Genomic DNA, 21,839 nt, shown 5'->3' with positions numbered 1-21,839 from the left:
TGCTCCGCCTAGGAAGCGGGATGGTGGTCCGTGCTGCGCATGCGCACGGCCACCAGAACGCCGGACGCTGCGGTCAGGCCCGCAACGACGCCCACCGCTGCCGGGATGCCGTACGCGTCGGCGATGATTCCCGAGAGGAGCGCGCCGACGGCGAACCCGCCATCGCGCCACAGCCGGTAGATGCCCACTGAGCGTGCCCGCCACTGCGGGTGCGCGACGTCGCCGATCGCCGCGAGCAGGGTGGGGTAGACCATGGCTGTGCCTGCCCCGAGCAGAATGACCGCCGCCAGCCAGATCCCGAAGTCCGCACCGACGGCCACCATGGCCAGCGCCGCGCCCTGGACGATCATGCCGCCGACGATCAGCGGTTTGCGGCCGATCCGGTCCGACAGGGCACCGGTGACCAACTGCCCCGCGCCCCAGACGGCCGGGTAGACCGCGGCGAGGATGCCGATGCGTTCAATGCTGAGCCCGGCCGTGGCGAACAGGACCGGGAACAGTCCCCAGGCCAGTCCGTCGTTGAGGTTGTTCACCATGCCCGCCTGGCTGACTGAGGACAGGGATTTGTCGCGGAAGCTGGTCAGGGTGAAGACCTCGCGGTTGGTCAGCCCTGCCTGTGCTCCGGCGTGGACGGAGACGTGGCTGGCGGCTTCGGCCTTCGCGTGGTGGTGTGTTTCCCGGATGGCCAGGACGGACAGCCCCAGTCCGACGGCGATGAATGCCGCCCCCAGCAGGAAGGGTCCCGGACGCAGCCCGTAGGTGGCGGCGATGTAGCCGGTGGCCAGGGCAGTGCCGGCGACGCCAAGATAACCTGCCGCCTCATTCAGGCCCATGGCCAGTCCCCGGCGCTCGGGTCCCACCAGGTCCATCTTCATCATCACGGTGGTGGACCAGGTGAGTCCCTGGCTGATGCCCAGGACCACGTTGGCGGCGACGATCCAGCCCCAGGAGTCTCCGAAGATCAGCAGGAGCGGGACAGGGAGGGCGATAAGCCAGCCGGCAACCAGGACGGGTTTGCGGCCGTACCTGTCTGAGAGGGTGCCGGCAAAGTAGTTGGTGGCGGCTTTGGCCACACCGAAGGCGAGGATGTAGGTCAGGGCGGACGTGTACAGGTCCAGGTGGAACACCTGTCCGGCGAGCAGCGGCAGCACCGTCCGCTCCTGGCCGAGGGTGCCGCCCACCAGGGCATTGACGGCCACCAGCAGGAGGAACTGCGCCAGGTTCTGGCGCAGTCCCAGTGCAATCAAGGGCATTGCCTTGGCTTACTTGCTGGACACGGACTGCCGTGCCTGCCGCCAGGCACTCCAGCCGGCGTAGCTGCCGTCGAGTTCGACGACGTCGTACCCGGCACGTCGCAGTGCGCTGGCGGCCACGGAGTTCCGGACGCCGCTCTGGCAGTACGTCACGATGGTGCCTTCGGTGGGAAGCTCGTCGAGGTGCCACATGACCCGGCCGCCGCTGAGCTGGTGGGATCCGGGGATGTGTCCGGCGGCGTGCTCGGTGCGGTTGCGGACGTCCAGGACCATGGCCGCATCGAAGTCAGCCAGGTCGGCGGGCTGGATGAGCTTTGGCGTGGACAGCGGCAGCCCGTCGAGGTTCGTGACGAAGCCGGCCACGTTGTCGATGCCCACCCGGATGAGGTGGTCCCACATGTCCTGGGCCTGCTCCTGGTCCGCGGCGAGCAGCACCAGGGGGTTCTCCGTTTCAGGGTTGACCACCCAGGCGCCGTAGCTGGCCACGGACTTGCCGGCCGGGACATTAAGGGAACCGGTGACGGTGCCCTGGTGGACCTGGCTGTTGGAGCGGGTGTCAATGAAGGTGACTTTGTCCTCGGCGAGCTCCCTGGCGACGTCGGCATTGTCCAGTTCCTTCAGCGGCGCGCGCCCGCCCAGGACGGCCGGGCCTTCACGGTTTTCGCGCTTCATGCGGCCGAAGTAGGCGTGGGCGTCGGGCTGGCCCTCGAGGAGTTCGTCGATGAAGCCCTGCTCATCGTTGCCGGCGAGGTAGGGGCCCCACCAGGCGTAGAGGCGTTCGTAGCCCACCGTGGAGGAGGGGATGGCACCCAGGGCCTTGCCGCAGGCGCTGCCGGCGCCGTGGGCGGGGTGGACCTGGACGTAGTCCGGGAGGGTCAGGAACTTGTCCCGCAGGCTGGCGAACAGCTGCTTTGCTCCCGCAAAGCGGGTGTCGATGCCGCCGGCCGCTTCGTCGAGCAGGTCCGGGCGGCCCAAGTCACCGGAGAAGACGAAGTCGCCGGAGAGAAGGTAGCCGGGCTGGTCGCTGAACGCGCCGTCGGTGACCAGGAAGGACAGGTGCTCCGGGGTGTGGCCCGGGGTGTGCACGGCCTGGATGGTGATGTTGCCCAGGGTGATCCTGTCACCGTCGAAGAGCCGCTCGCCGTCGAACCCGTACTGCCAGTCCGGTCCGCCCTCACCCGAGACGTAGATTGTGGCGCCGGTGGCGGCGGCCAGTTCGCGGGTACCGGAGAGGTAATCGGCATGGATGTGGGTCTCGGTGACGGCCACGATCTTCATGCCGTTCTTCTCGGCCAGCTCCTGGTAGACCGCGATGTCGCGGCGGCCGTCGACCACAACGGCCTCACCCTTGGCCTGGCAGCCGATCAGGTAGCTGGCCTGGGCAAGGTCTTCGTCGTAAATGCGCTCGATAAGCATCTGGTGCTCTCCTTCGTGAAGGGGGTGGAGGTTAAGTTTTCGTTTGCTCTACTGTCAATAATAATACCCTTGGGGGTATACAGCAACGGTGTTGCCGGGCACCTGCAGACCTCAGGCCGGCTGCTGGGCTGCATCGGCGCGGAGCTTGTTCAGGTCGAGGTTTTTCACTTCCTGGATGACCTCTTCGAACCCGGTGGCGTTGAGTGCTCCGGGCTGGGAAAAGACCAAGGTCTTGCCCTTGAAGGCCATGAGGGTGGGGATGGCGGTGATGTGTGCCGCGGCGGCCAGGGCCTGTTCCGCTTCGGTGTCCACCTTGGCGAAGACGATGTCCGGGTGCCGTTCGGCGGCGGTGCCGTAAATGGGTGCGAACATGCGGCACGGGCCGCACCAGGCTGCCCAGAAGTCAACGAAGACGATGTCGTTGTTTTCCAGGGTTTCAGCGAAGCTCTGTTCAGTGATGTCGATGGTTGCCATAACCAGGTTCGTTTCCTTCCGGGTGTGTTGTCTCAGGTGCTGGGATGGTGCGGGCCCTCGGCTGGAGGGTCAGGTGGTGGGTAGGCCTGCGCGGGTCCAGGCGATCATGCCGCCGGCCATGGTGTCCGCGGTGAAGCCCGCGCCGTTCAGGGCGTCAGCGACGCGGGCCGAACGGTTTCCGCTGCGGCATACGGCGATCACCGGGACGGCAGGGTCCAGCTCGGAGAGCCGCGCCTGCAGCTCCCCCATGGGGATGTGCAGCGCGCCCGGGATCATGCCTTCGGCGACCTCGAAATCCTCGCGGACGTCGAGGACCGTGGCGGTTGAACGGCGCTGGTCGGCCTCGGTGATGGTGATTTCTGACATGAGCTGCTCCTTCGGATGGTTCGGCTGTGTTGTTAGAGCTGTATCGGCACGGGGTGAGATGCGGTTCTGCGGATCAGCGGACGGGCTCGCCGGCCTGGCGCCAGGCGCCCATGCCGCCGCGGAGGGAATACGCCTCATACCCCTTCCCGGCGAGCAAGCGGGCGGCGGAGGCGGAGCGCACGCCGGACTGGCACATGGCGATGACCGGACGGGTCTTCTGGATTCCGGCCGTACCGGCCTGGAGCCTGTCCAGCGGGACATGCTTGGCCTGCGGCGCCCGCCCGGAGCGCCATTCCTGCGCCGAGCGGACGTCGATCAGCGCGGCACCTGCTGCCAGGAGTTCCTTGGCCTCGGCAACCGAGACGGTCTTATACGGCTTACTGAAGGCTTTCTTAAGGGAGCTGATGAGGCCCATGGAGTTCTCCTGTTTTTTCGGGTGAGGTGGTCAGGTGGTGACGGTGCTCGCAGTGACCCAGGCTGCGACGGCAAAGATGAGCATCGCGAACGAGACCCGGATGTGTTTTTCCTGCAGCCTGCGGGCGAGACGGGCGGCAAAGAGGGAACCGAGGATCGCCGGGACCGCGAAGCCCAGGACGGTGGGCCACTCGATGGTGAATCCCGCGGCGTGGGCGCCGAAGCCGGCCGCCGAGTTGATGACGATGATGGCCAGGGACGAACCAACGGCTTGTTTCATCCGCAGGCCGAGGAACAACGTGAGCGCGGGGGTGATGAGGAATCCCCCGCCCACGCCCAGCAGCCCGGTGAGGAATCCGACCATGAGCCCGACTCCTACGGCCTTGGGAGCGCAGGATCGGAACGCCCGGGTGGGGCCGATGCTGCAGGATCCCTCGGTTTCCGTGGTGCGCATGAGCATCCGAACCCCCGCGATCACCATAATGACGGCGAAGGCGAGCATCAGGACGTTCGGGTCCAGCAGCCGGCCCACTGCGGCCCCGCCCCATGCCGCGGGGATTCCCGCGGCACCGACGATCAGGACCACAGGCCAGTTGATGCCTTCGCGCAGTCGCGGGATAAGTGCCGCCAGGGACGAGATGCCCACCACGAGAAGGGAGGTGGGAATCGCGGCGGCCGGGCTCATGCCCACGCCGTAAACCAGTGCCGGGACGGCGATGATCGAGCCGCCGCCGCCCACCACGCCGAGCACGACCCCCACCAGGAGGCCCAGCGACAGGGCCGCGATCATGCTGCCGGGGTCTGCCTGGCTTCGGGCACCGGCAGCTGCATGATGGCGCTTTCGCGGGTTGGCTCTTTGGTGGACCTGTTCCACGGCATCGCCGAGATGGCCTGGCCCATGGCGCAGGTGTTGGTGGCTGCGGAGAAGGTCAGTCCAGCGCCGATCACGCCGGCCAGCGTCCGGATCCTGGGCGAAACGAACTTGCCGCCGGCAAGGCCCAGAACCACGAGGGATCCCGCTGCGAGGCGGACCTGGCGCTCCAGGTCCCAGCGGTTCTTGCCTTGGACGACGTCGCCGCCGGCAGCTGCGAAGCCCGGCGCGCCGCCGGTGAGCACGTAGGCGGTGTCAATGCCGGACTTGCCGAGGCGCTGACGGGCCTGCTCGGCGCGGGCCCCGGACTGGCAGACCAGGACGACGCGGCTGCCCAGGCGGGCGGCCAGTTCGTCGGTGTGCTCTGACAGCAGCGGCAGCGGCACGTTGTAGGAGCCCCGGATATGCATGGACTCGAACTCGGCGGCGGAGCGGACGTCAATGACCACGAGGTCCTGGTGCTCGGTGATCCAGCTGCGCAGGGTTTCCGGTGCAAGTGCGGTGACGGCTGTGGCGGTGGATGGGGAAGTCATGGATGGCCTCTCGACGGAAGGATGAATACCCCACCGAGTATTACAGATACCCCCGGGGGTAGTCAAAACACCCCGGTGGGTATATAGTTGAGTCCAGGAACACGACCCCTTGGAGACCCCCATGCAACTTGATTCAACCGAACTGACGCCCGTGGTCAACCGCCTCAAGCGGGCGCAGGGCCAACTTGCCGCCGTCACGCGGATGCTGGAGGAAGGGCGGGACTGCAAGGACATCGTCACGCAGCTCGCGGCTGTCTCCAAGGCCCTGGACCGGGCCGGGTTCGCCATCATCGCCAGCGGCCTGGAGCAGTGCATCGTCCGCGAAGACACCACCATGGACAGGAAAGAGCTGGAGAAGCTCTTCCTTTCCCTCGCCTAAAAAACACGACAAAAAAGTGGAGCCGCCGGGCATTTTGCCCGGCCACTCCACTTTTTTTTGCTTTGCTGTTTTAGCTCAGGCCTTCGCGGCCTTGGGCGGCAGCGCCAGCCTGAAGACCTTTGCCCAGGTGGAGCCCACCTGCTTCCAGATGGGGCCAGTGGTGTACTTCAGGCCATACCGCTGGCAGATCTCCTGGACCCGGGGGGCCACTTCCGCGTACCGGTTGGACGGCAGGTCCGGGAAGAGGTGGTGCTCGATCTGGTGCGAGAGGTTGCCGGTCATCAGGTGCATGAACTTTGAGCCGGAGATGTTGGCCGAGCCGATCATCTGGCGGACGTACCAGTCACCGCGCGTTTCGCCCTCCACCATTTCCTCGGTGAACGTGTCCGTTCCTTCCGGGAAGTGGCCGCAGAAGATGACGGCGTGGGCCCAGACATTGCGGACCGCGTTGGCAGTGAGGGTTCCGTAGAGTGCCTGCTTGCCGGAACCGGTCAGCATGGCAACGGCGGGGGTGGCGGCGTAGTCCTTGGTGAACTGGGTGACAACCTTCTTGCCCAGCGCCTTGAGGTCCTTGAGCAGCGCTTCCTTGGACTTCCGGCCCTCTTTGAAATCGGTGAGTTCGAGGTCGTAGATGGCGATGCCCCATTCGAAGAGCGGCGCCAGGATCGCATTGTAGAGGGGGTTGCCGAGGTTCATGGGCACCCACGGCTGGGACTCATCCATGCGCAGGAGGTTGTATCCGACGTCGTTGTCCTTGCCCACCACGTTGGTCCAGCGGTGGTGGAGGTCGTTGTGGGTGTGCTGCCAGGAGCGCGACGGCGTGACGAAGTCCCACTCCCAGGTGGTGGAGTGGATGTCCGGATCCCGCATCCAGTCCCATTGGCCGTGGAGCACGTTGTGCCCGATCTCCATGTTTTCGAGGATCTTGGCCAGGCTCAACAGCGTGGTCCCGGTGACCCAGGCTGCCTTGTTCTTGCTGACCAGCAACGCTGCCCGGCCGGAAATCTCCAGGCCGCGCTGGATCTTGATCAACCGCCGGATGTAGGCGGCATCCGTGGCACCGCGCTTGGCGAGGATCTCGTCGCGGATGGCATCGAGCTCCCGGCCCATCTCGGCCACCTGCTCATCGGAAAGGTGCGCTGCGGCGGGAGGGCGGACCGAGGGGCTGCCGGATTCGGCGAGTGCCCCGGGGCGCGTTCGGCTGGAGCCGGTCGAGGTTGCTTTGGCTGCTGAAACTACTGACATGCGGTGATTGCTCCTCAGAGTTCGAGGTTGACGGGTCCGGCGGCTGCCGAGACACACGTTTGGATTAGTTCGCCGGGTTCGCCGTGGACCTCGTTGGTGCGGAGGTCACGGACCTGTCCGGCCAGAAGCGGAGTAAGGCAGCTGTGGCAGATGCCCATCCGGCAGCCGCTGGGCATGAGCACCCCGGCGTCTTCGCCGACGTCCAACAGCGGGGTGTCGCCGTCGGCCTCGATCTCCCGGTCCGACGCCTCAAAGGTGACCAGGCCGCCGTCGTGCCCCACACCGCCGGCGAAGGCGGTATTGAACCGTTCGATCATCAGGTTGCCGGGATCACCGGCGACTGCGACGTCCGAACCCGGCGCCCCGGCTGTGAGGGACGCCTGTTTCCAGAGGGCTTCGGCGTCGTCCAGGAAGCTGTCGGGACCGCAGGCGTACGCGGCCCGCTCTTTCCAGTCGGGGCAGATTTCGTCCAGTTCGGCGGTGTTCGTGAGGTCCATGCGGCCCTGCTCGCCGGTGTACCAGTGGGCCAGCCGGAAGTTCGGGAACTGGTCCGCGAGTTCGGCAAGTTCTTCACGGAAGAGGCTGTCGCTGGGTGTGCGGGCGGAATGGACAAGCACGACGTCGGCATCCGGGCGGCGCGGGACAAGCGTGCGGATCATGGACATCACCGGCGTGATGCCGCTTCCGGCGGTCACCATCAGCAGCGGCCGGGGGTGCTCGGGCAGGATGAAGTCACCCTGCGGCGGGGCGAGGAACAGGACGTCGCCCGGTTTAGTGGTGCGGACCAGGGTTCCGGAGACTGCGCCGACGTCGGTGACGGTAATGGCGGGATCCTTGCCCGCAGGGGCACTCAGGGAATAGGAGCGCCAGTGCCGGACGCCGTCCAGCTCAACACCGATGCGCGCCCACTGGCCGGCCAGGTGTGAATGCCAGCCTCGGCCTGGGCGGAAGAAGATGGTGGCGGACTGGGCCGTTTCCTGGACCACCCGGGTCACCACGCCACGCAGTTGGCGGGCGGAGAAGACAGGGTTGAAGAGCGCCAGAATATCTTCGGGCGCCAAGGGTGTGGTCAAGACCGAGGCCGCCTGGGCCAGTTGACGTAGACGGTTCATGCAGTTGTACCTAAGGCGGCGCGAGCCATATTTCTCTCTCCTGACCGTTCCGCAGTCACGCTGGATTAAGGGTGGCGTAAAACCCCCCACGCCGCTACAAGCCTAACGGCTGTGACCGGGGAATAGTTCCTGTCCTGCTGTCATCAGTAAGCATACTGACGATTTTTCAACGGATGTCCCGCTCCTGGAATTCGTCATCGATGTCATGGTGCCTGAACTCAGTCTCGGGATTCGGCTCCCCCTCCCTGACGTACTCGTAATCGAGCTGGCGCTGGACCTGGCTGTCCAGAACCTGCAGTTCCCCGTCGGGAAGAGCGGAGAGATCGTCCGGGAATTCATCGTCAGGGGTGAGGTGGAGCTTCTCGGACATGGGGGTGCCTCTCTGGCCATGGGGGCCGGGCAACCACTTCGCCCGGCCCTCTAAGAATATTCCCTACGGCGCAGAACACCCAGCGGAGCTTTTCAGCGTGACTGACCGGGCTCCGGCGCCGCCTGCCCGGCCGGTGCCCATCCCAATGCGGGGGCAATGTAGCGGGCGATATTTCCGAGCATTTTGGCGTTGAAATCGACACCCAGCTGGTTGGGGACGGTGAGGAGCAACGTGTCTGCAGCTTGGACTGCGGCGTCGGCTGCGAGTTGTTCCGCCAGGGCATCAGGCTCGCCCACGTAGCTCTTGCCGAAGCGGGCCGTCACGCCGTCGATGATTCCCACCTGGTCCCGGACGTCCCGGAGCGCACTGCCGCCAAAATAGCGGCTGTCCTCCCCGTCCACGATGGGCAGGACGCTGCGGCTGACCGACACCCGCGGCTGATGCGCGTGTCCGGCTGCGGTCCAGGCCTCGCGGAAGAGCTGGATCTGCTCGGCCTGCAGCTGGTCGAACGGGACGCCGGTGTCCTCGGTCAGGAGGGTGGAGCTCATCAGGTTCATCCCCAGGCCGGCCGCCCACACTGCGGTGTTCCGGCTTCCGGCGCCCCACCAGATCCGTTGGTCCAGTCCCGGCGACTGCGGCTGGACCGGCAGCCGGCCGCTCGCACCTCCGGCGTACCGTGGGTCAGCCTCGGCCACCCCTGCGCCGCTGATGGCCTGCCGGAACTGTGCAGTATGCCGGCGGGCCATGTCCGCGTCAGATTCCCCGGCTTCCGGACTGTACCCGAACGCCGCTGCCCCGTTGCGTGCCGGTTCGGGTGATCCGCGGCTGATGCCGAGCTGCAGCCGTCCCCCGCTGATCAAATCGGTGGCGGCAGCCTCCTCGGCCATGTAGAGAGGGTTCTCGTACCGCATGTCGATGACGGCGGTGCCCATCTCGATCCGCCCGGTCCTCGCAGCGATCGCGGCCAGGAGCGGAAACGGGGAGGCCTGCTGACGGGCAAAGTGGTGCACCCGGAAGAATGCTCCGTCCATCCCCAATTCCTCGGCGGCGACAGCCAGTTCGATGCCCTGGAGCAGGGCTTCCCCTGCGGTCCGGGTGCGGGACCCTTGGCCGGGTCCCCAGTGGCCGAAGGACAGAAATCCAATCCGTTGCATGTCAGCACCAACCTCCCGGAAGCCTCCCGCATTCCCAGGCACCCTGCCCATCGGCGGACGCGGGCGGCACCGCGCCCGGCACCGCGCCCGGCGGCTAAACTGTCCCCGTGCCCAGCAACCAGACTCCGACCGAAGGTCCCACGCCGCCGTCGCGCGGGAAACTCGCCGAACGGCTGCTGCCCGGCGGCACCGAGCCGGACCCGCGTTTCACGCTGGCCAACGAACGGACTTTCCTTGCCTGGATCCGCACCTCGCTGGCGCTGCTGGCGGGAGGCATCGCTATTGAAGCCTTCACCTCCGGCCTGTTCGTGGAGCCGGTCCGCAAGGTCCTGGCTGTGCTGCTGCTTCTGCTCGGCATGCTCCTGAGCGGCGGGGCAGCGGTGCGCTGGATCCGCGTGGAGCGGAGCATGCGGAACAGCACGCCGTTGCCGCTGCCCCTGATTGTGCCGCTGCTGGCCGGTGCGGGGGCGCTGGCAGCCGCCGTCGTCGTCGTTTCCATCCTCTGGCGCTGACCATGCCAACCATTGGGCACCCGGACGGCCTTCATGGGGACCCGGGGCTCCAGCCGGAACGGACCACGCTGGCCTGGGGCCGGACCATGATGGCGCTGGTGACGGTCAGTGCCATCTTCCTGCGCTGGCTCCCCCACCACGGCTTTCCCATCCTGCTGCTCTTCGCCGTGTCCGCGGGCGCCGCCTTGGCGATCTACCTGACGCAGCGGCGCCGGTACCGCGCCAGCGCGCGGGGAATTCGGCACGAAAAGGTCGACGCCGACACCTCCGCGGTGCTGTGGACCGCCTTTGCCGGAATTGCCTTGGGAGCGCTGGGTATCGCGGTGGTGCTGGCCGGTTAGGCGTTCAGCAGGTCAGGCCTTCGCCACGCAACGCGGGGTCACTCCCCGCCCAATCTTTGCCCTTTATCGGGCCGGATGTGACTCCGCGTTGCTGGGTGGACAGTCTTGGATGGACCCCGCAGGACCACAGCGGTGAAGGCGAGGGCCACGAGTGCGGTGCCCACCAGCAGCAGCAGGCCGATGGAGTAGCTGTGGGTGGCGGCGTCGTACGTTGCGCCCATCACCAGGGGCGGGAAGTAGCCGCCCAGCCCGCCGGCCGCACTGACCACGCCGCTGATGCTGCCCACCTTGCCGGGAGGAGCGAGCACGCCCACCCAGGCGAAAACGCCTCCGGTCCCCAGCCCCAGCGCGGCCGCCATGGCCACGAACGTCAGGCCGGCGGGGACTTCGCCGTCGGGCTGCAGGTTGACCACCCAGGCGAGTACGGCCACCCCTGCCAGGGACGCGAGGACCACCGGCTTGGAGCCGAACCTGTCCGCCAGGACTCCGCCCAGCGGCCGGGCCAGGACGGCAGCGAGCGCGAAGCCTGCGGTGCGGGCGCCGGCGCCGCTGGGGTCGAAGCTGTAGACGTCCCGCAGGTAGGTGGGCAGGTACGTGGCAAAGGAGACGAATCCGCCGAACACGACGGCGTAGAGGAAGCACATTTTCCAGGTGATGGGTGTTTTGGCGGCGTCCAGGAGCTTGGGCAGGACGGGGGCGTTGTTGCGGGTCCAGCCCGGGGATTCCTTCATGAAGAACCACACGAGGGCCGCCATTGCGGCCAGGATGCCGGCGATGAGCAGGTGTGTGGGAAAGTACCCGATCCAGCCGACGAGCCGGGGGTTCAGGAAGGCGGCCAGCGCCGTTCCGCCCATGCCCGCGCCGAACACCCCGGTGGCGAAGCCGCGCCTGGACGGCTCGTACCACCCGCTGACGAAGGGGATCCCGACGGCGAACACGGTCCCTGCGACGCCGAGGATCAGGCCTGCCCCGAGCACCAGCGCGAAGGAGCTCAGGAGGCCGCCGACGGACACCAGCAGGATCGGCAGGATGGAGGCGAGGAGCACGAAGGTGAACATCGCCCGGCCCCCGTACCTGTCCGTGAGGGTACCGACGACGATCCGGCCCAGCGAGCCGACGAACACCGGCATGGCGACCAGCACGCCCGTGGCGGCCGGATTGAGATGGAGGTTCAGCGTGTAGAACGAACCCAGTGTTGCCACCGAGTTCCACGCCCAGAAACCCACCACCGAAGCGGACGTGGCGAGCACCAGATTCAGGGTCCGGCCCGCAGGGACGGGCCGGGCTGGAGCGGACGGCGCTGACGCGGCGGATCCGGCCACGGTGAACCTCTTTTCACTGTCAGTGGGCATGTTCCTGGTCCTGGTCCTGGTCCTGGGATGGCGGCTAGCGGTTTTTGGTGTCCCTGTCGCGGGTCCCGACGGCGGACCAGCCGCGGCGTGCAGCGGTGCCGGTGGTGCGGGCCGCGGAGGCTCCCTCCTTGCGCTTCGCGGTCACTGTGGCCCCCCGCGCCTGGTCCCGGTCACGGGAGCGGTAGACGATGTACGGCCGGAAAAGGTAGTGCAGCGGCGCCGTGAACGCGTGGACCAGGCGGGTGAAAGGCCAGATCACGAACAGTGCCATGCCCACGAGGGTGTGCAGGTGGAAGGAGAACGGCGCCGCCGCCATGGCGGCGATGTCCGGCTGGAAGACAAACAGGGAGCGGAACCAGGGCGCCACGGTTTCGCGGTAGTTGTGCCCGTGCTCGCCCTCGAAGACGCTGGCCAAAGTGGTCCAGAGCCCGAACACAATGGCGGCGGTGAGCACTACATACATCGCCTTGTCGTTTTTGGTGGTGGCCATAAAGACCGGGCCGGTGGTGCGGCGGCGGTAGATCAGCAGGAGGATGCCGCCCAGTGTCCCCACTCCGGCAATCCCTCCCACGAACAGGGCGTTGAAGTGGTAGAAGTCCTGGCTCATCCCCAGCGCCTGGGTCCACGCCATGGGGATGACCAGGCCGAAGAAGTGCCCGGCGATCACGGCCAGGAGGCCGAAGTGGAAGAGTGGTGAGGCGATCCGCAGCAGCCGGGATTCGTACAGCTGCGAGGAACGGGTGGTCCAGCCGAACTGGTCGTATTTGTACCGCCAGATGAGGCCGCCCACGAGCACCACCACCATGACGTAGGGCAGGACTCCCCAGAGGACGGTGTCCCAGGCGGTAAGTTCGACGGCGGCGCCGGGCTCTGTCTCGGAGGTCAGCATTCTCAGGCCCCTTTCACTGGCAGCAGCCGCGGATCGTAGGGGTCCAGCCCCACGGCTTCGGTGGGCGGGCCGTAGCCGGCCATCCGCATGACGGCCTGTTCATCCGCCGGTGACTTCCCGGGCAGGGTGCCGCAGACGGCCTGCAGGATCCGGGCATGGGGCAGGTCGTCCCGGAGCAGTCCGAACCTGAGCATTTCCAGGCTCGCCCGGTAGCGGATCAGCAAGTCACGCCCTGCATCCATGTCCACCAGGGCGGCATACTCCAGGACCATCGGCAGGTAGTCCGGCAGCTCACCGTGGGTATCCACCAGGATGTCGCTTTGCCGGTAGGTCTTCTTGAAGCTGCCCAGGACTTCGCCGCGGCGCCGGGTGTCCCCGTCCGTCCAGTAGCTCAGGTGCAGCGCGTGGCGGCGGCCAAGATCGAATTCGCGCACGTAGTAGGCCTGGATGTCCATCGGCTCCGACGATTCGAGCAGGTCCAGAACGCCGTCGAAGTCCTGGACTGCGCCGGGGAACTCAGCCAAACCGGCACGCATCAGCGGAACCCGGCCGATGAGCTCTTCATCCGGGTAGGACAGGCACCAGGCAGCGGCAATGTAGAGGACCTGTTGGCGGCGGCTCACGGCTGGTCCTCCGCCGCCGCCAGCGTGCCCGGCTCAGGCCCCTTGTCCGGGAAGAGCGCCTTTTCCGGAAACAGCCCCGCCGGTGCGCCGGTGCCGTCCCAGTTCAGCAGGTTCACCCGGCCCCGAAGGGACGTCTCACCGGGTGCCGATTCGGAGGTCTGACGGTCGCGGAGGGCGTTGAACGTTTCCACCGCCACCGGGACGGGCCGGCCGCTGGCCTCACCGAACGGTGAGGAATCCTGCATGCCCGGTCCGCCGTCGAAATCCAGCGAACAGCCCATTTCCTCAAGGTCGTGGGCCTGTTCCACGTGGGCCTTGGGAATCACATAACGCTCCTCGTACTTCGCGATCGCCATCAGCCGGTACATCTCGTACATGGTCTGGCTGTCCATGCCCACGGCTTCGGGGATGGAGTCGTCGGGGTCGTTGCCGAGGCTGATGCCGCGCATGAAGGAACGCATCGCCGCCAGCTTCTTCAGCACCGCGCTGACCCGGTCCGCGTCGCCGGCGGTGAAGAGTTCCGCGAGGTACTCCACCGGGATGCGCAGCGCGTCGATGGCGCCGAACAGGTTGCCGGCGTCCTCGCCGTCGTGGCCCTGGTCCCGCAGCAGGTCCACTACCGGGGACAGCGGCGGGACGTACCAGACCATCGGCATGGTCCGGTATTCGGGGTGCAGCGGCAGCGCCACCTTGTAGACCTTGGCCAGGGCGTAGACCGGCGAGCGCCGGGCCGCGTCGATCCAGTCCTCGGGGATGTTCTGCGCCCGGGCTTCCGCCTGGACTTCCGGATCGTTCGGATCCAGCAGCACGTCCATCTGGGCGTCGTAGAGCTCCTGCGGGTCGGTGACCGACGCTGCCGCGGTGACGGCGTCGGCGTCGTACAGGAACAACCCCAGATACCGCAGCCGCCCCACGCAGGTCTCCGAGCAGACCGTTGGGAGCCCCACCTCCACCCGCGGATAGCAGAAAGTACACTTCTCGGCCTTGCCGGTCTTGTGGTTGAAGTAGATCTTCTTGTACGGGCAGCCGGTGACGCATTGCCGCCAGCCGCGGCACTTGTCCTGGTCCACCAGCACAATGCCGTCCTCCACCCGCTTGTAGATCGCGCCGGAGGGGCAGGAGGCCATGCAGGAGGGGTTCAGGCAGTGCTCGCAGATCCGCGGCAGATAGAACATAAAAGTCTGCTCGTAGGCGAACTTGATCTTGTCCTCGGAGTCCCGCCGGACCTTCTCCACGATCGGGTCCAGGTGGCCGTACTCGGAAGAGCCGCCCAGGTCATCGTCCCAGTTCGCAGACCACGTGATTTTGGTGTCCTCGCCGGTGATCAATGACTTGGGCCGGGCAACGGGGAAGTCGTCGCCCAGCGGCGCGTCAACAAGCGTTTTGTAGTCGTAGGTCCACGGCTCGTAGTAGTCCTTGAGCTCGGGCTGGACCGGGCTGGCGAAGATCCCGAAGAGTTTCTTCACCCGGCCGCCGGCCTTGAGGACCAGCTTGCCGCGCTTGTTCAGCACCCAGCCGCCCTGCCACTTCTCCTGGTCCTCGTAGCGGCGCGGATACCCCTGGCCGGGGCGGGTTTCGACGTTGTTGAACCAGACGTATTCGGTGCCCGCACGGTTGGTCCAGGCCTGCTTGCAGGTCACCGAACACGTGTGGCAGCCGATGCATTTGTCCAGGTTCATGACCATGCCCATCTGAGCCATGACACGCATCAGTACTGCACCTCCTGGGAACGACGGCGGACGGTGGCAACCATGTCGCGCTGGTTCCCGGTGGGGCCAAGGTAATTGAACGCGTAGGCCTGTTGGGCGTAGCCACCGATGAGGTGGGAGGGTTTGACCAGCAGCCGGGTCACGGAGTTGTGGATGCCGCCGCGCCGTCCGGTGGCCTCGGACTTGGGCACGTCGATGGTGCGTTCCTGGGCGTGGTGGACGTAGACAATGCCGGCCGGCATCCGGTGGCTGACGATTGCCCGGGCCACCAGGACCCCGTTGATGTTCAGGCATTCCACCCAGTCGTTGTCCCTGACCTGGATGGACTCGGCGTCGGCCGGGCTCATCCACACCGTCGGGCCGCCGCGGGACAGCGAGAGCATCAGCAGGTTGTCCTGGTATTCGGAGTGGATGGACCACTTGGAGTGCGGCGTCAGGTAGCGGACCACCACTTCAAGCCGCCCGTCGCCGCCGAGTTTGGGCTCGCCGAAGAGCCGGTGCATGTCCAGCGGCGGCCTATAGATCGGCAGCCCCTCGCCGATGTCGGTCATCCAGTCGTGGTCGAGGAAGAAATGCATCCGCCCGGTCAGGGTGTGGAACGGCTTGAGCCGTTCGATGTTGATGGTGAAGGGGGCGTAGCGGCGGCCGCCTGTTTCGGAGCCTGACCATTCCGGGGAGGTGATCACCGGGACGGGCCCGGCCTGGGTCTGGGCGAAGGTGATGAACTTTTCCTCGGAGCCCTCGGACAGGTCGGCGAGTTTCCGTCCGGTGCGTACTTCCAGGTCCTTGAAGCCCTGCACGGACAGGGCACCGTTGGTGGTGCCGGAGAAGGCGAGGATGGCCTCCGCCATTTTCGCGTCGGTGTCCATCGCCGGCCGGCCGTCCGCGGCGCCGCCGAGCATCACGCCGTTGGAGCGGCTGAGCCTCTCCAGCGGGCCCGCGAGTTTGTAGGTGACGTTCTTGACCGTGAAGCCCAGCTTGTCGGCCAGCGGCCCGACGGCGGCGAGCTTGTCCGCGATGGCCGTGTAGTCACGCTCCACCACGGAGTAAACGGGCATGTTCTGGCCTGGCACCGCGGGGATGCCGGTCTCCCGCCAGTCCCGGACGATCCCGCCGGGCTGCGCGAGCTGGCCGGGGGTGTCGTGCTGCAGCGGAACGCTGACCAGGTCCCGCCTGATGCCCAGGTGGGTTTTGGCGAGCCGGGAGAATTCGCGCGCCAGCAGGTGGAAGGTGTCGAAGTCCGTTTTGGTTTCCCACGGCGGGTCGATCGCCGGGCTGAAGGCGTGCACAAACGGGTGCATGTCGGTGGAGGAGAGGTCGTGTTTCTCGTACCAGGTGGCCGCGGGGAACACGACGTCGGAGAGCAGCGTGGTGGAGGTCATCCGGAAGTCGGCGGAGACCAGCAGGTCCAGTTTTCCTTCCGGCGCCTGCTCATGCCACTTCACATTGGTGGGCTTGAGCCCCTCGGCGTGGTCCTTGCCCAGGACGTTGTTGTGGGTGCCGAGCAGGTTCCGGAGGAAGTACTCGTTGCCTTTCGCGGAGGAGCCGAACAGGTTGGAGCGCCACAGCACCAGGGTCCGCGGCCAGTTTTCCGGGGCATCCACGTCCTCGATCGCCGGGTTCAGGGTGCGGTTCTTGAGCGCGTCCGCGATGTAACTGGGGGTGTCCTTTGCCACCCCGGCGGCGACGGCGGCCTCCGCCTCATCGGCGAGGTCCAGCGGGTTGCGGTCGAACTGAGGGTAGAACGGCATCCAGCCCAGCCGCGCGGACTGGGCCAGCGCGTCCGCGGTGTGCAGGCCGTCCAGCGCCCCGGTGGAGAGCGGCGACTTCAGGGCGTCGGCGGAGTAGCCGTCCTGCCGCCACTGGTCCGTGTGCATGTACCAGTATCCGGTGCCGATCATGGTCCGCGGCGGCCGGGACCAGTCCAGGGCGTTGGCCAGCGACAGCCAGCCGGTGACCGGCCGGGTCTTCTCCTGCCCCACATAGTGAGCCCAGCCGCCGCCGTTGCGGCCCATGCAGCCGGTCAGCATCACCAGCGCCAGCACCGCCCGGTAAGTGGTGTCGCCGTGGAACCACTGGCAGATTCCGGCGCCCATGATGATCATGGACCGGCCCTTGGACTGCTCGGCGTTCCGGGCGAATTCGCGGGCCACCCGGATGCAGGCCTGTGCGGGGACGGACGTGATTTCCTCCTGCCAGGCCGGGGTATAGGGCGTGGTGGCGTCGTCAAAGCCGGCAGCCCACTCCCCCGGCAGCCCCTCGCGGCCCACACCGTACTGGGCCAGCATCAGGTCGAAAACGGTGGTGACCAGCTGGCCTTCGACCTCAAGGACAGGCACCCCGCGCCGGAGCACGCTGCCGGTGCCGTCAGCTTGTTCGAAGCAGGGCAGCAGGATCCCGGCGCTCTCACCGGAGACTTCACGCAGGGACAGCGCGGGATCGATCCCCTCGAGGTCCAGGTTCCACTTGCCCTCGCCGCTGCCCGAATAGCGGAACCCCATCGAGCCGTTGGGGACAGCGGGGCGTCCCGTCTTTTTGTCGAACAGCACGGTGCGGAACGCCGCATCCTCAGCCCCGGACTCTGCCGGGAGATCCGCGGCGGTGAGGAATTTCGACGGCGTCAGGGCGCCGTCGTCGGTCTTTATGAGCCTGACCAGGAACGGCAGGTCCGTGTACTGCTTCACGTAGTCGGTGAAGAACGGCACGTCCCGGTCCACGAAGAACTCCTTGAGCATGACGTGCCCCATCGCCATGGCCAGCGCGGCGTCGGTCCCGGCCTGCGCGGGGAGCCATTCGTCGGCGAACTTCGTGTTGTCCGCGTAGTCCGGGCTGACCGTGACCACCTTGGTGCCGCGGTACCGCACTTCGGCCATCCAGTGCGCGTCCGGGGTGCGGGTGACGGGGACGTTGGAGCCCCACATCATCAGGTAGCGCGCGTCCCACCAGTCACCGGATTCCGGCACGTCGGTCTGGTCGCCGAAGACCTGCGGGCTGGCCACGGGCAGATCGGCGTACCAGTCGTAGAAGGAGGTCATCACCCCGCCGATGAGCTGGATGAAGCGGGTGCCGACGGCGTGCGAGACCATGGACATTGCCGGGATCGGGGAGAACCCGGCGCACCGGTCCGGCCCGTAGGTCTTGATGGTGTTCACGTGGGCGGCGGCAGCGATCTCGATCGCCTCCTGCCACGAGACGCGGACCAGGCCGCCCTTGCCGCGGGCCTGCTGGTAGCGGCGCCGGCGCTCCGGGTCCGCCGCGATCTCTGCGAAGGCGAGAACGGGGTCACCGAGCCGGGCCTTCGCCTCCCGGTACATCTCCACCAGCACGCCGCGCGCATAGGGGAAACGGACCCGGGTGGGTGAGTAGGTGTACCAGGAAAAGGCTGCCCCGCGAGGGCAGCCTCTTGGTTCGTATTCAGGACTGTCGGGGCCTACCGAGGGGTAATCCGTCTGCTGGGATTCCCAGGTAATGATGCCGTCCTTGACGTACACCTTCCAGGAGCAGGAACCGGTGCAGTTCACCCCGTGGGTGGAGCGGACCACCTTGTCATGGCTCCAGCGGTCGCGGTAGAAGATGTCGCCCTTGCGGCCGCCTTCCCGGAACACCGCCCGGCCGTCGTCGGTCTGGTCCCATTTGGTGAAAAAACGGCCCAGCTTGAGCATTGCATCAGAGGCGGGTCCGTCTAACCCCGCGTTGGGTCCAGCAGCCATGGGCCTCACGCTAAGGAGGGGCCATCCTCACCGCCAGTGCCGGATGGCCCTAGCGAGCGGCCGGAACATCGGCGGTCAGAACATCGGCAGGAAGAATCCCACCACCAGTGCCGCTGCACCGATCCCGGTAAGGACACGGCCAAGTACGACGGCGGTGTGCCCCACCGTCTCCGGCGCAGCGGTCTGCCACTGGGTGGGACGTTTCGGATGGTAGTAGATCGGCAGGGTGTCGCCGACGGCAAGGTTCTTGATGTCGTGGGGGGACATCGGCGCGTGGTGGACCTGGAACTTGCGGTCAAACCAGCGGAAACCCGTCCCGCTGGCGTCCGCGTAGACCACCGCCTCCGCCACAGTCCAGGGGTGCACAAAGCGCCGGAGGATGCCCGCATAAAAGAGCAGGGCAAGCCCCACAGGAAGGGTCAGCCAGGTCAGCATTTCCAGGATGGGACCTGCCATGTCAAGCACAGTGGGCATGGTCACGATGCTACCGGTGGTTGGCTGTGCGCAGGCCTCTGGTGCGTTCCATTGCGACTCCTTACGCTGAAGGAAATGTTTCAGACAAAAGAGGTAGCCATGAACGACCACGACATTCTCGCCCGCATCAAGGCACTGGTTGAAGAAGAGCACCAGCTCCGGGATGCGACCGGCAATAAGGAGACAGACCACGCCAGGCTCAAGCACGTGGAGGAAAGCCTGGACCAGTGTTGGGACCTGCTCCGCCAACGCAGGGCCAAGATCAAGACCGGCGAAGACCCGGACGAGGCTGCCGTCCGTCCCGTCGACGAGGTGGAGGGATACCGGCAATAGCCCCGGGATGCGGTGGTGAGCGGCCGTTCACGAACAGGAAACCTACCGGCCGGCCCGGTCCCCACTGACCCGTTATGGCCCTCCCGTTTACATTGCCGAAACATAAAGGTCACGCGATCTTCACGCAACGGCGCTTTGCGTAACCTGCCTGCAACTTAGCGCGGCATTTTCGGAAACACGCGGCCGGGAACATTGATCGAGGGGATTGAGCGGGCCGGCAAGACGGGTCCCGCCTTCAGGATCAATGAGAAGGGACCCGCCGGTGGACATCACTGCGCAACATGTCTGGCTGATGATTTCGGCCGCGATGGTACTGCTGATGACCCCGGGTCTTGGCCTGTTCTACGGCGGCATGACGCGCGCCAAGGCCGCCCTGAACATGATTCTGATGAGCTTCATCTCGGCCGGCATCGTGGGAGTTGTCTGGGTCCTCTGGGGCTACTCCATGACTACCGGCGAGGGCGTGCTCGGCATTTTCGGCAACCCCTTCGCCAATTTCGGGCTGCAGAACCTCATGGGGTCCCCGGACCTTATCAAGGCAGGCTTCAGCGCCACCTTCGCCATTGTCACCGTCGCCCTGATCAGCGGAGCCATCGCGGACCGCGCCAAGTTCGGCGCCTGGGCCGTGTTCGTGCCGGTCTGGGTCACGCTGGTGTACTGCCCGCTGGCCTACATGATCTGGGGCGGCGGGCTCATGAGCGCCGGAGGTGCCATCTCCGTAGTCTTCGGCCAGGTCATTGACTTCGCGGGCGGCGCCGTCGTCGAAATCAGCTCGGGCACGGCGGCACTGGTGCTCGCGGTGATTGTGGGCCAGCGCCACGGCTTTGCCAAGGACCCCAACCACCGCCCCCACAATGTCCCCTTCATCATGCTTGGTGCAGCCATCCTGTGGTTCGGCTGGTTCGGCTTCAACGGCGGCGCCGCCACCACCGCCGAGCAGGCAGGCCTGATCTGGATCAACACCCTGGTAGCTCCCGCCGCGGCCATGCTCAGCTGGCTGGTTACGGAGAAGGTCCGCCACGGGCACCCCACGTCACTGGGCGCAGCCTCGGGTGTAGTTGCCGGCCTGGTGGCCATCACGCCGTCCTGCGCCAACATCAGCCCGGTGGCCGCAATCGGCCTGGGCCTCGTGGCAGGAGCCGCCTGTGCCGTCTTCGTCGACCTCAAGTACCGTTTCGGGCTTGACGATTCCCTGGACGTGGTGGGGGTCCACCTCGGCGCCGGGCTGATCGGCACTCTCGCCCTGGGCCTGATCGCACTGCCGGCGGATGGCCAGGGTGGAGGCCTCTTCTACGGCGGCGGCCTCCAGCAGCTTATTGCCCAGTCAGCCGCCGTCGTGGTCACGGTGCTGCTGTCGGGAATCGTGACCCTGGTGATCGGCACAGCCATCAACCGGACCATCGGTTTCCGGGTCAGCCATGAGGCCGAGACCATGGGCGTGGATCTCACCCAGCACGCCGAGACGGCCTACGCCTTCGGCGAGATTCTGGCCGGACACTTCAGCCCTGCGCCACGCCTTCAGCCGGTGCCCGAACGCGAGACTCAGTCGGCCAGTATCCGGTAGAGCGCCCGGCGCGTCTCGTCCAGCTTTTCCACTGCCGCGGCCCGCTGCTCTTCCGTGGCGGCTGACCGGAACTGATGAATCACGCCCATCAGCTTTCCAATGCTCTGGTGGAGTGCAGGACCGGAACCCTCTGCCTCGGTGTTCCAGGCGTTCTCCAACTGCTCAGCGTGCTCGGCGACGTACGCCTTGCCCGCCTCCGTGAGGGTGAAGTCGGTCCGCCGGCCCTCGCCGATGGGTTCGATCAGCTCCTCATCCACCAGTTGCTGCAGCGTCGGGTAGATGGACCCCGGACTGGGCCGCCATGACCCGGAGGTTTTCTCCGCAATGGTCTTGATCAGGCCGTAGCCGTTGGACGGAGCTTCGGCCAGGAGCGAGAGGATCGCCCACCTGACGTCGCCCCTGCTGGCCCGTCGCGGCCCTGGCCCGAAGCCTGGCCCGAACCCGGGACCGAAGCCTCCGCCGGGTCCAAAACCCGGGCCGAACCCGCCGGGACCGAAGCCCGGGCCAAATCCTCCACCGCGGTGACCGTGCGGTCCCCGATGCCCCCGGCCGCGCCCGAAACGTCCGCGCCCGAACTCCGGTTCCAAATTCTTTTCGTCGTGAATGCCCTTCATGGTGCATTTCCTTTCCTACGGGATGGATCCACTCTGTGAATCCGGTTGGCGTTGAATCCTGTCGTCGATGTCTTCACCGATACTTAACGATATATCGGTAAGTATCGGTAGACAAGAGCCCGATGAGATTC

23 protein-coding genes are annotated in these 21,839 nt (G+C 66.5%); 5 read left to right on the top strand and 18 right to left on the bottom strand.

Going from position 1 to position 21,839, the window contains the following annotated elements; all coding sequences use genetic code 11:
• Window positions 1-8: 8 nt before the first annotated feature.
• From ACS5PJ_RS05790 to ACS5PJ_RS05760, 7 genes are all read right to left on the bottom strand, one after another.
• Window positions 9-1,253: an MFS transporter gene (locus tag ACS5PJ_RS05790; protein ID WP_439433954.1), complete on the bottom strand. Its 1,245-nt coding sequence runs from the start codon at window positions 1,251-1,253 to the stop codon at window positions 9-11.
• A gap of 9 nt (window positions 1,254-1,262) precedes the next feature.
• Entirely contained in the window at window positions 1,263-2,669 is a 1,407-nt protein-coding gene (locus tag ACS5PJ_RS05785; protein ID WP_439433953.1) for an MBL fold metallo-hydrolase, read from the bottom strand.
• 111 nt (window positions 2,670-2,780) lie between these two features.
• Window positions 2,781-3,143, bottom strand: a complete 363-nt coding sequence (locus tag ACS5PJ_RS05780) for a thioredoxin family protein (RefSeq protein WP_439433952.1) — start codon at window positions 3,141-3,143, stop codon at window positions 2,781-2,783.
• A gap of 69 nt (window positions 3,144-3,212) precedes the next feature.
• On the bottom strand, window positions 3,213-3,509 hold the full coding sequence (locus ACS5PJ_RS05775) for a rhodanese-like domain-containing protein (protein ID WP_439433951.1): 297 nt from the start codon (window positions 3,507-3,509) through the stop codon (window positions 3,213-3,215).
• A 73-nt stretch (window positions 3,510-3,582) separates the two neighbouring features.
• Window positions 3,583-3,924, bottom strand: a complete 342-nt coding sequence (locus tag ACS5PJ_RS05770) for a rhodanese-like domain-containing protein (RefSeq protein ID WP_439433950.1) — start codon at window positions 3,922-3,924, stop codon at window positions 3,583-3,585.
• A 30-nt stretch (window positions 3,925-3,954) separates the two neighbouring features.
• Window positions 3,955-4,713, bottom strand: coding sequence for a sulfite exporter TauE/SafE family protein (locus ACS5PJ_RS05765; protein WP_439433949.1), 759 nt, complete (start codon window positions 4,711-4,713; stop codon window positions 3,955-3,957).
• Window positions 4,710-5,327, bottom strand: a complete 618-nt coding sequence (locus ACS5PJ_RS05760; protein WP_439433948.1) for a rhodanese-like domain-containing protein — start codon at window positions 5,325-5,327, stop codon at window positions 4,710-4,712. Before ACS5PJ_RS05760 ends, ACS5PJ_RS05765 begins: the two co-directional genes overlap by 4 nt.
• A 121-nt stretch (window positions 5,328-5,448) precedes the next feature.
• Between ACS5PJ_RS05760 and ACS5PJ_RS05755 the strand changes: the two genes are divergently transcribed.
• Window positions 5,449-5,706: a metal-sensitive transcriptional regulator gene (locus ACS5PJ_RS05755; protein ID WP_056626479.1), complete on the top strand. Its 258-nt coding sequence runs from the start codon at window positions 5,449-5,451 to the stop codon at window positions 5,704-5,706.
• A 75-nt stretch (window positions 5,707-5,781) separates the two neighbouring features.
• Here the strand turns inward: ACS5PJ_RS05755 and ACS5PJ_RS05750 are convergent, their stop codons facing one another.
• From ACS5PJ_RS05750 to ACS5PJ_RS05735, 4 genes are all read right to left on the bottom strand, one after another.
• Window positions 5,782-6,951: a fatty acid desaturase family protein gene (locus ACS5PJ_RS05750; protein WP_439433947.1), complete on the bottom strand. Its 1,170-nt coding sequence runs from the start codon at window positions 6,949-6,951 to the stop codon at window positions 5,782-5,784.
• A 14-nt stretch (window positions 6,952-6,965) separates the two neighbouring features.
• Window positions 6,966-8,063 (bottom strand): ferredoxin reductase, encoded by a 1,098-nt coding sequence (locus tag ACS5PJ_RS05745; protein WP_439433946.1) that lies wholly within the window; start codon window positions 8,061-8,063, stop codon window positions 6,966-6,968.
• A gap of 166 nt (window positions 8,064-8,229) precedes the next feature.
• Window positions 8,230-8,433, bottom strand: coding sequence for a hypothetical protein (locus ACS5PJ_RS05740; protein ID WP_439433945.1), 204 nt, complete (start codon window positions 8,431-8,433; stop codon window positions 8,230-8,232).
• Between the two features lie 92 nt (window positions 8,434-8,525).
• Complete coding sequence (locus ACS5PJ_RS05735; RefSeq protein WP_439433944.1) at window positions 8,526-9,587, bottom strand: LLM class flavin-dependent oxidoreductase; 1,062 nt, start codon at window positions 9,585-9,587, stop codon at window positions 8,526-8,528.
• Window positions 9,588-9,694: 107 nt separating this feature from the next.
• On the opposite strand from ACS5PJ_RS05735, the gene ACS5PJ_RS05730 reads away from it, so the two are divergent.
• Both ACS5PJ_RS05730 and ACS5PJ_RS05725 read left to right on the top strand, forming a co-directional pair.
• The gene (locus tag ACS5PJ_RS05730; RefSeq protein ID WP_439433943.1) at window positions 9,695-10,099 is read left to right on the top strand and encodes a YidH family protein; all 405 of its coding nucleotides are present in this window, start codon (window positions 9,695-9,697) and stop codon (window positions 10,097-10,099) included.
• Window positions 10,100-10,101: 2 nt separating this feature from the next.
• Window positions 10,102-10,440: a DUF202 domain-containing protein gene (locus ACS5PJ_RS05725; RefSeq protein ID WP_439433942.1), complete on the top strand. Its 339-nt coding sequence runs from the start codon at window positions 10,102-10,104 to the stop codon at window positions 10,438-10,440.
• A gap of 38 nt (window positions 10,441-10,478) precedes the next feature.
• Here ACS5PJ_RS05725 and ACS5PJ_RS05720 read toward each other — a convergent pair whose 3' ends face one another.
• The 6 genes from ACS5PJ_RS05720 to ACS5PJ_RS05695 all read right to left on the bottom strand — a co-directional run bounded on the left by ACS5PJ_RS05720 (window position 10,479) and on the right by ACS5PJ_RS05695 (window position 19,197).
• The gene (locus ACS5PJ_RS05720; RefSeq protein ID WP_439433941.1) at window positions 10,479-11,792 is read right to left on the bottom strand and encodes an MFS transporter; all 1,314 of its coding nucleotides are present in this window, start codon (window positions 11,790-11,792) and stop codon (window positions 10,479-10,481) included.
• Between the two features lie 34 nt (window positions 11,793-11,826).
• Window positions 11,827-12,681: a respiratory nitrate reductase subunit gamma gene (gene narI / locus ACS5PJ_RS05715; RefSeq protein ID WP_439433940.1), complete on the bottom strand. Its 855-nt coding sequence runs from the start codon at window positions 12,679-12,681 to the stop codon at window positions 11,827-11,829.
• 2 nt (window positions 12,682-12,683) lie between these two features.
• Window positions 12,684-13,304 carry a nitrate reductase molybdenum cofactor assembly chaperone gene (narJ, locus tag ACS5PJ_RS05710; RefSeq protein WP_439433939.1) on the bottom strand — a complete coding sequence of 207 codons (621 nt, stop codon included), beginning with the start codon at window positions 13,302-13,304 and terminating at the stop codon, window positions 12,684-12,686.
• Window positions 13,301-15,013, bottom strand: coding sequence for a nitrate reductase subunit beta (gene narH, locus ACS5PJ_RS05705; RefSeq protein WP_439433938.1), 1,713 nt, complete (start codon window positions 15,011-15,013; stop codon window positions 13,301-13,303). The genes narJ and narH overlap by 4 nt, the downstream gene beginning before the upstream one ends.
• On the bottom strand, window positions 15,013-18,723 hold the full coding sequence (locus ACS5PJ_RS05700) for a nitrate reductase subunit alpha (protein ID WP_439433937.1): 3,711 nt from the start codon (window positions 18,721-18,723) through the stop codon (window positions 15,013-15,015). Before ACS5PJ_RS05700 ends, narH begins: the two co-directional genes overlap by 1 nt.
• A gap of 75 nt (window positions 18,724-18,798) precedes the next feature.
• A complete protein-coding gene (locus ACS5PJ_RS05695; protein ID WP_439433936.1) occupies window positions 18,799-19,197 on the bottom strand; it encodes a hypothetical protein in 399 nt (132 codons plus the stop codon).
• Between the two features lie 99 nt (window positions 19,198-19,296).
• Between ACS5PJ_RS05695 and ACS5PJ_RS05690 the strand changes: the two genes are divergently transcribed.
• Both ACS5PJ_RS05690 and ACS5PJ_RS05685 read left to right on the top strand, forming a co-directional pair.
• Window positions 19,297-19,530, top strand: a complete 234-nt coding sequence (locus ACS5PJ_RS05690) for a DUF2630 family protein (protein ID WP_439434123.1) — start codon at window positions 19,297-19,299, stop codon at window positions 19,528-19,530.
• A gap of 262 nt (window positions 19,531-19,792) precedes the next feature.
• Entirely contained in the window at window positions 19,793-21,094 is a 1,302-nt protein-coding gene (locus tag ACS5PJ_RS05685) for an ammonium transporter (protein ID WP_439434122.1), read from the top strand.
• Here the strand turns inward: ACS5PJ_RS05685 and ACS5PJ_RS05680 are convergent.
• Complete coding sequence (locus ACS5PJ_RS05680) at window positions 21,073-21,708, bottom strand: PadR family transcriptional regulator (protein ID WP_439433935.1); 636 nt, start codon at window positions 21,706-21,708, stop codon at window positions 21,073-21,075. The two genes, ACS5PJ_RS05685 and ACS5PJ_RS05680, sit on opposite strands and share 22 nt — an antisense overlap.
• Between the last annotated feature and the right edge of the window lie 131 nt (window positions 21,709-21,839).

It is taken from the genome of Pseudarthrobacter cremeus (assembly GCF_051857465.1).
Taxonomy (GTDB): Bacteria; Actinomycetota; Actinomycetes; order Actinomycetales; family Micrococcaceae; genus Arthrobacter.
The sequence above is the reverse complement of the archived record's forward strand: the minus strand, read 5'-3'. Positions and strand labels throughout refer to the sequence as shown.

Bases quoted from the DNA above. Each gene is read 5' to 3' on its own strand.
- ACS5PJ_RS05790 (WP_439433954.1), bottom strand. From the start codon at position 1,253: ATGCCCTTGATTGCACTGGGACTGCGCCAGAACCTGGCGCAGTTCCTC.
- ACS5PJ_RS05785 (WP_439433953.1), bottom strand. From the start codon at position 2,669: ATGCTTATCGAGCGCATTTACGACGAAGACCTTGCCCAGGCCAGCTAC.
- ACS5PJ_RS05780 (WP_439433952.1), bottom strand. From the start codon at position 3,143: ATGGCAACCATCGACATCACTGAACAGAGCTTCGCTGAAACCCTGGAA.
- ACS5PJ_RS05775 (WP_439433951.1), bottom strand. From the start codon at position 3,509: ATGTCAGAAATCACCATCACCGAGGCCGACCAGCGCCGTTCAACCGCC.
- ACS5PJ_RS05770 (WP_439433950.1), bottom strand. From the start codon at position 3,924: ATGGGCCTCATCAGCTCCCTTAAGAAAGCCTTCAGTAAGCCGTATAAG.
- ACS5PJ_RS05765 (WP_439433949.1), bottom strand. From the start codon at position 4,713: ATGATCGCGGCCCTGTCGCTGGGCCTCCTGGTGGGGGTCGTGCTCGGC.
- ACS5PJ_RS05760 (WP_439433948.1), bottom strand. From the start codon at position 5,327: ATGACTTCCCCATCCACCGCCACAGCCGTCACCGCACTTGCACCGGAA.
- ACS5PJ_RS05755 (WP_056626479.1), top strand. From the start codon at position 5,449: ATGCAACTTGATTCAACCGAACTGACGCCCGTGGTCAACCGCCTCAAG.
- ACS5PJ_RS05750 (WP_439433947.1), bottom strand. From the start codon at position 6,951: ATGTCAGTAGTTTCAGCAGCCAAAGCAACCTCGACCGGCTCCAGCCGA.
- ACS5PJ_RS05745 (WP_439433946.1), bottom strand. From the start codon at position 8,063: ATGAACCGTCTACGTCAACTGGCCCAGGCGGCCTCGGTCTTGACCACA.
- ACS5PJ_RS05740 (WP_439433945.1), bottom strand. From the start codon at position 8,433: ATGTCCGAGAAGCTCCACCTCACCCCTGACGATGAATTCCCGGACGAT.
- ACS5PJ_RS05735 (WP_439433944.1), bottom strand. From the start codon at position 9,587: ATGCAACGGATTGGATTTCTGTCCTTCGGCCACTGGGGACCCGGCCAA.
- ACS5PJ_RS05725 (WP_439433942.1), top strand. From the start codon at position 10,102: ATGCCAACCATTGGGCACCCGGACGGCCTTCATGGGGACCCGGGGCTC.
- ACS5PJ_RS05720 (WP_439433941.1), bottom strand. From the start codon at position 11,792: ATGCCCACTGACAGTGAAAAGAGGTTCACCGTGGCCGGATCCGCCGCG.
- narI (WP_439433940.1), bottom strand. From the start codon at position 12,681: ATGCTGACCTCCGAGACAGAGCCCGGCGCCGCCGTCGAACTTACCGCC.
- narH (WP_439433938.1), bottom strand. From the start codon at position 15,013: ATGCGTGTCATGGCTCAGATGGGCATGGTCATGAACCTGGACAAATGC.
- ACS5PJ_RS05700 (WP_439433937.1), bottom strand. From the start codon at position 18,723: ATGGCTGCTGGACCCAACGCGGGGTTAGACGGACCCGCCTCTGATGCA.
- ACS5PJ_RS05695 (WP_439433936.1), bottom strand. From the start codon at position 19,197: ATGCCCACTGTGCTTGACATGGCAGGTCCCATCCTGGAAATGCTGACC.
- ACS5PJ_RS05690 (WP_439434123.1), top strand. From the start codon at position 19,297: ATGAACGACCACGACATTCTCGCCCGCATCAAGGCACTGGTTGAAGAA.
- ACS5PJ_RS05680 (WP_439433935.1), bottom strand. From the start codon at position 21,708: ATGAAGGGCATTCACGACGAAAAGAATTTGGAACCGGAGTTCGGGCGC.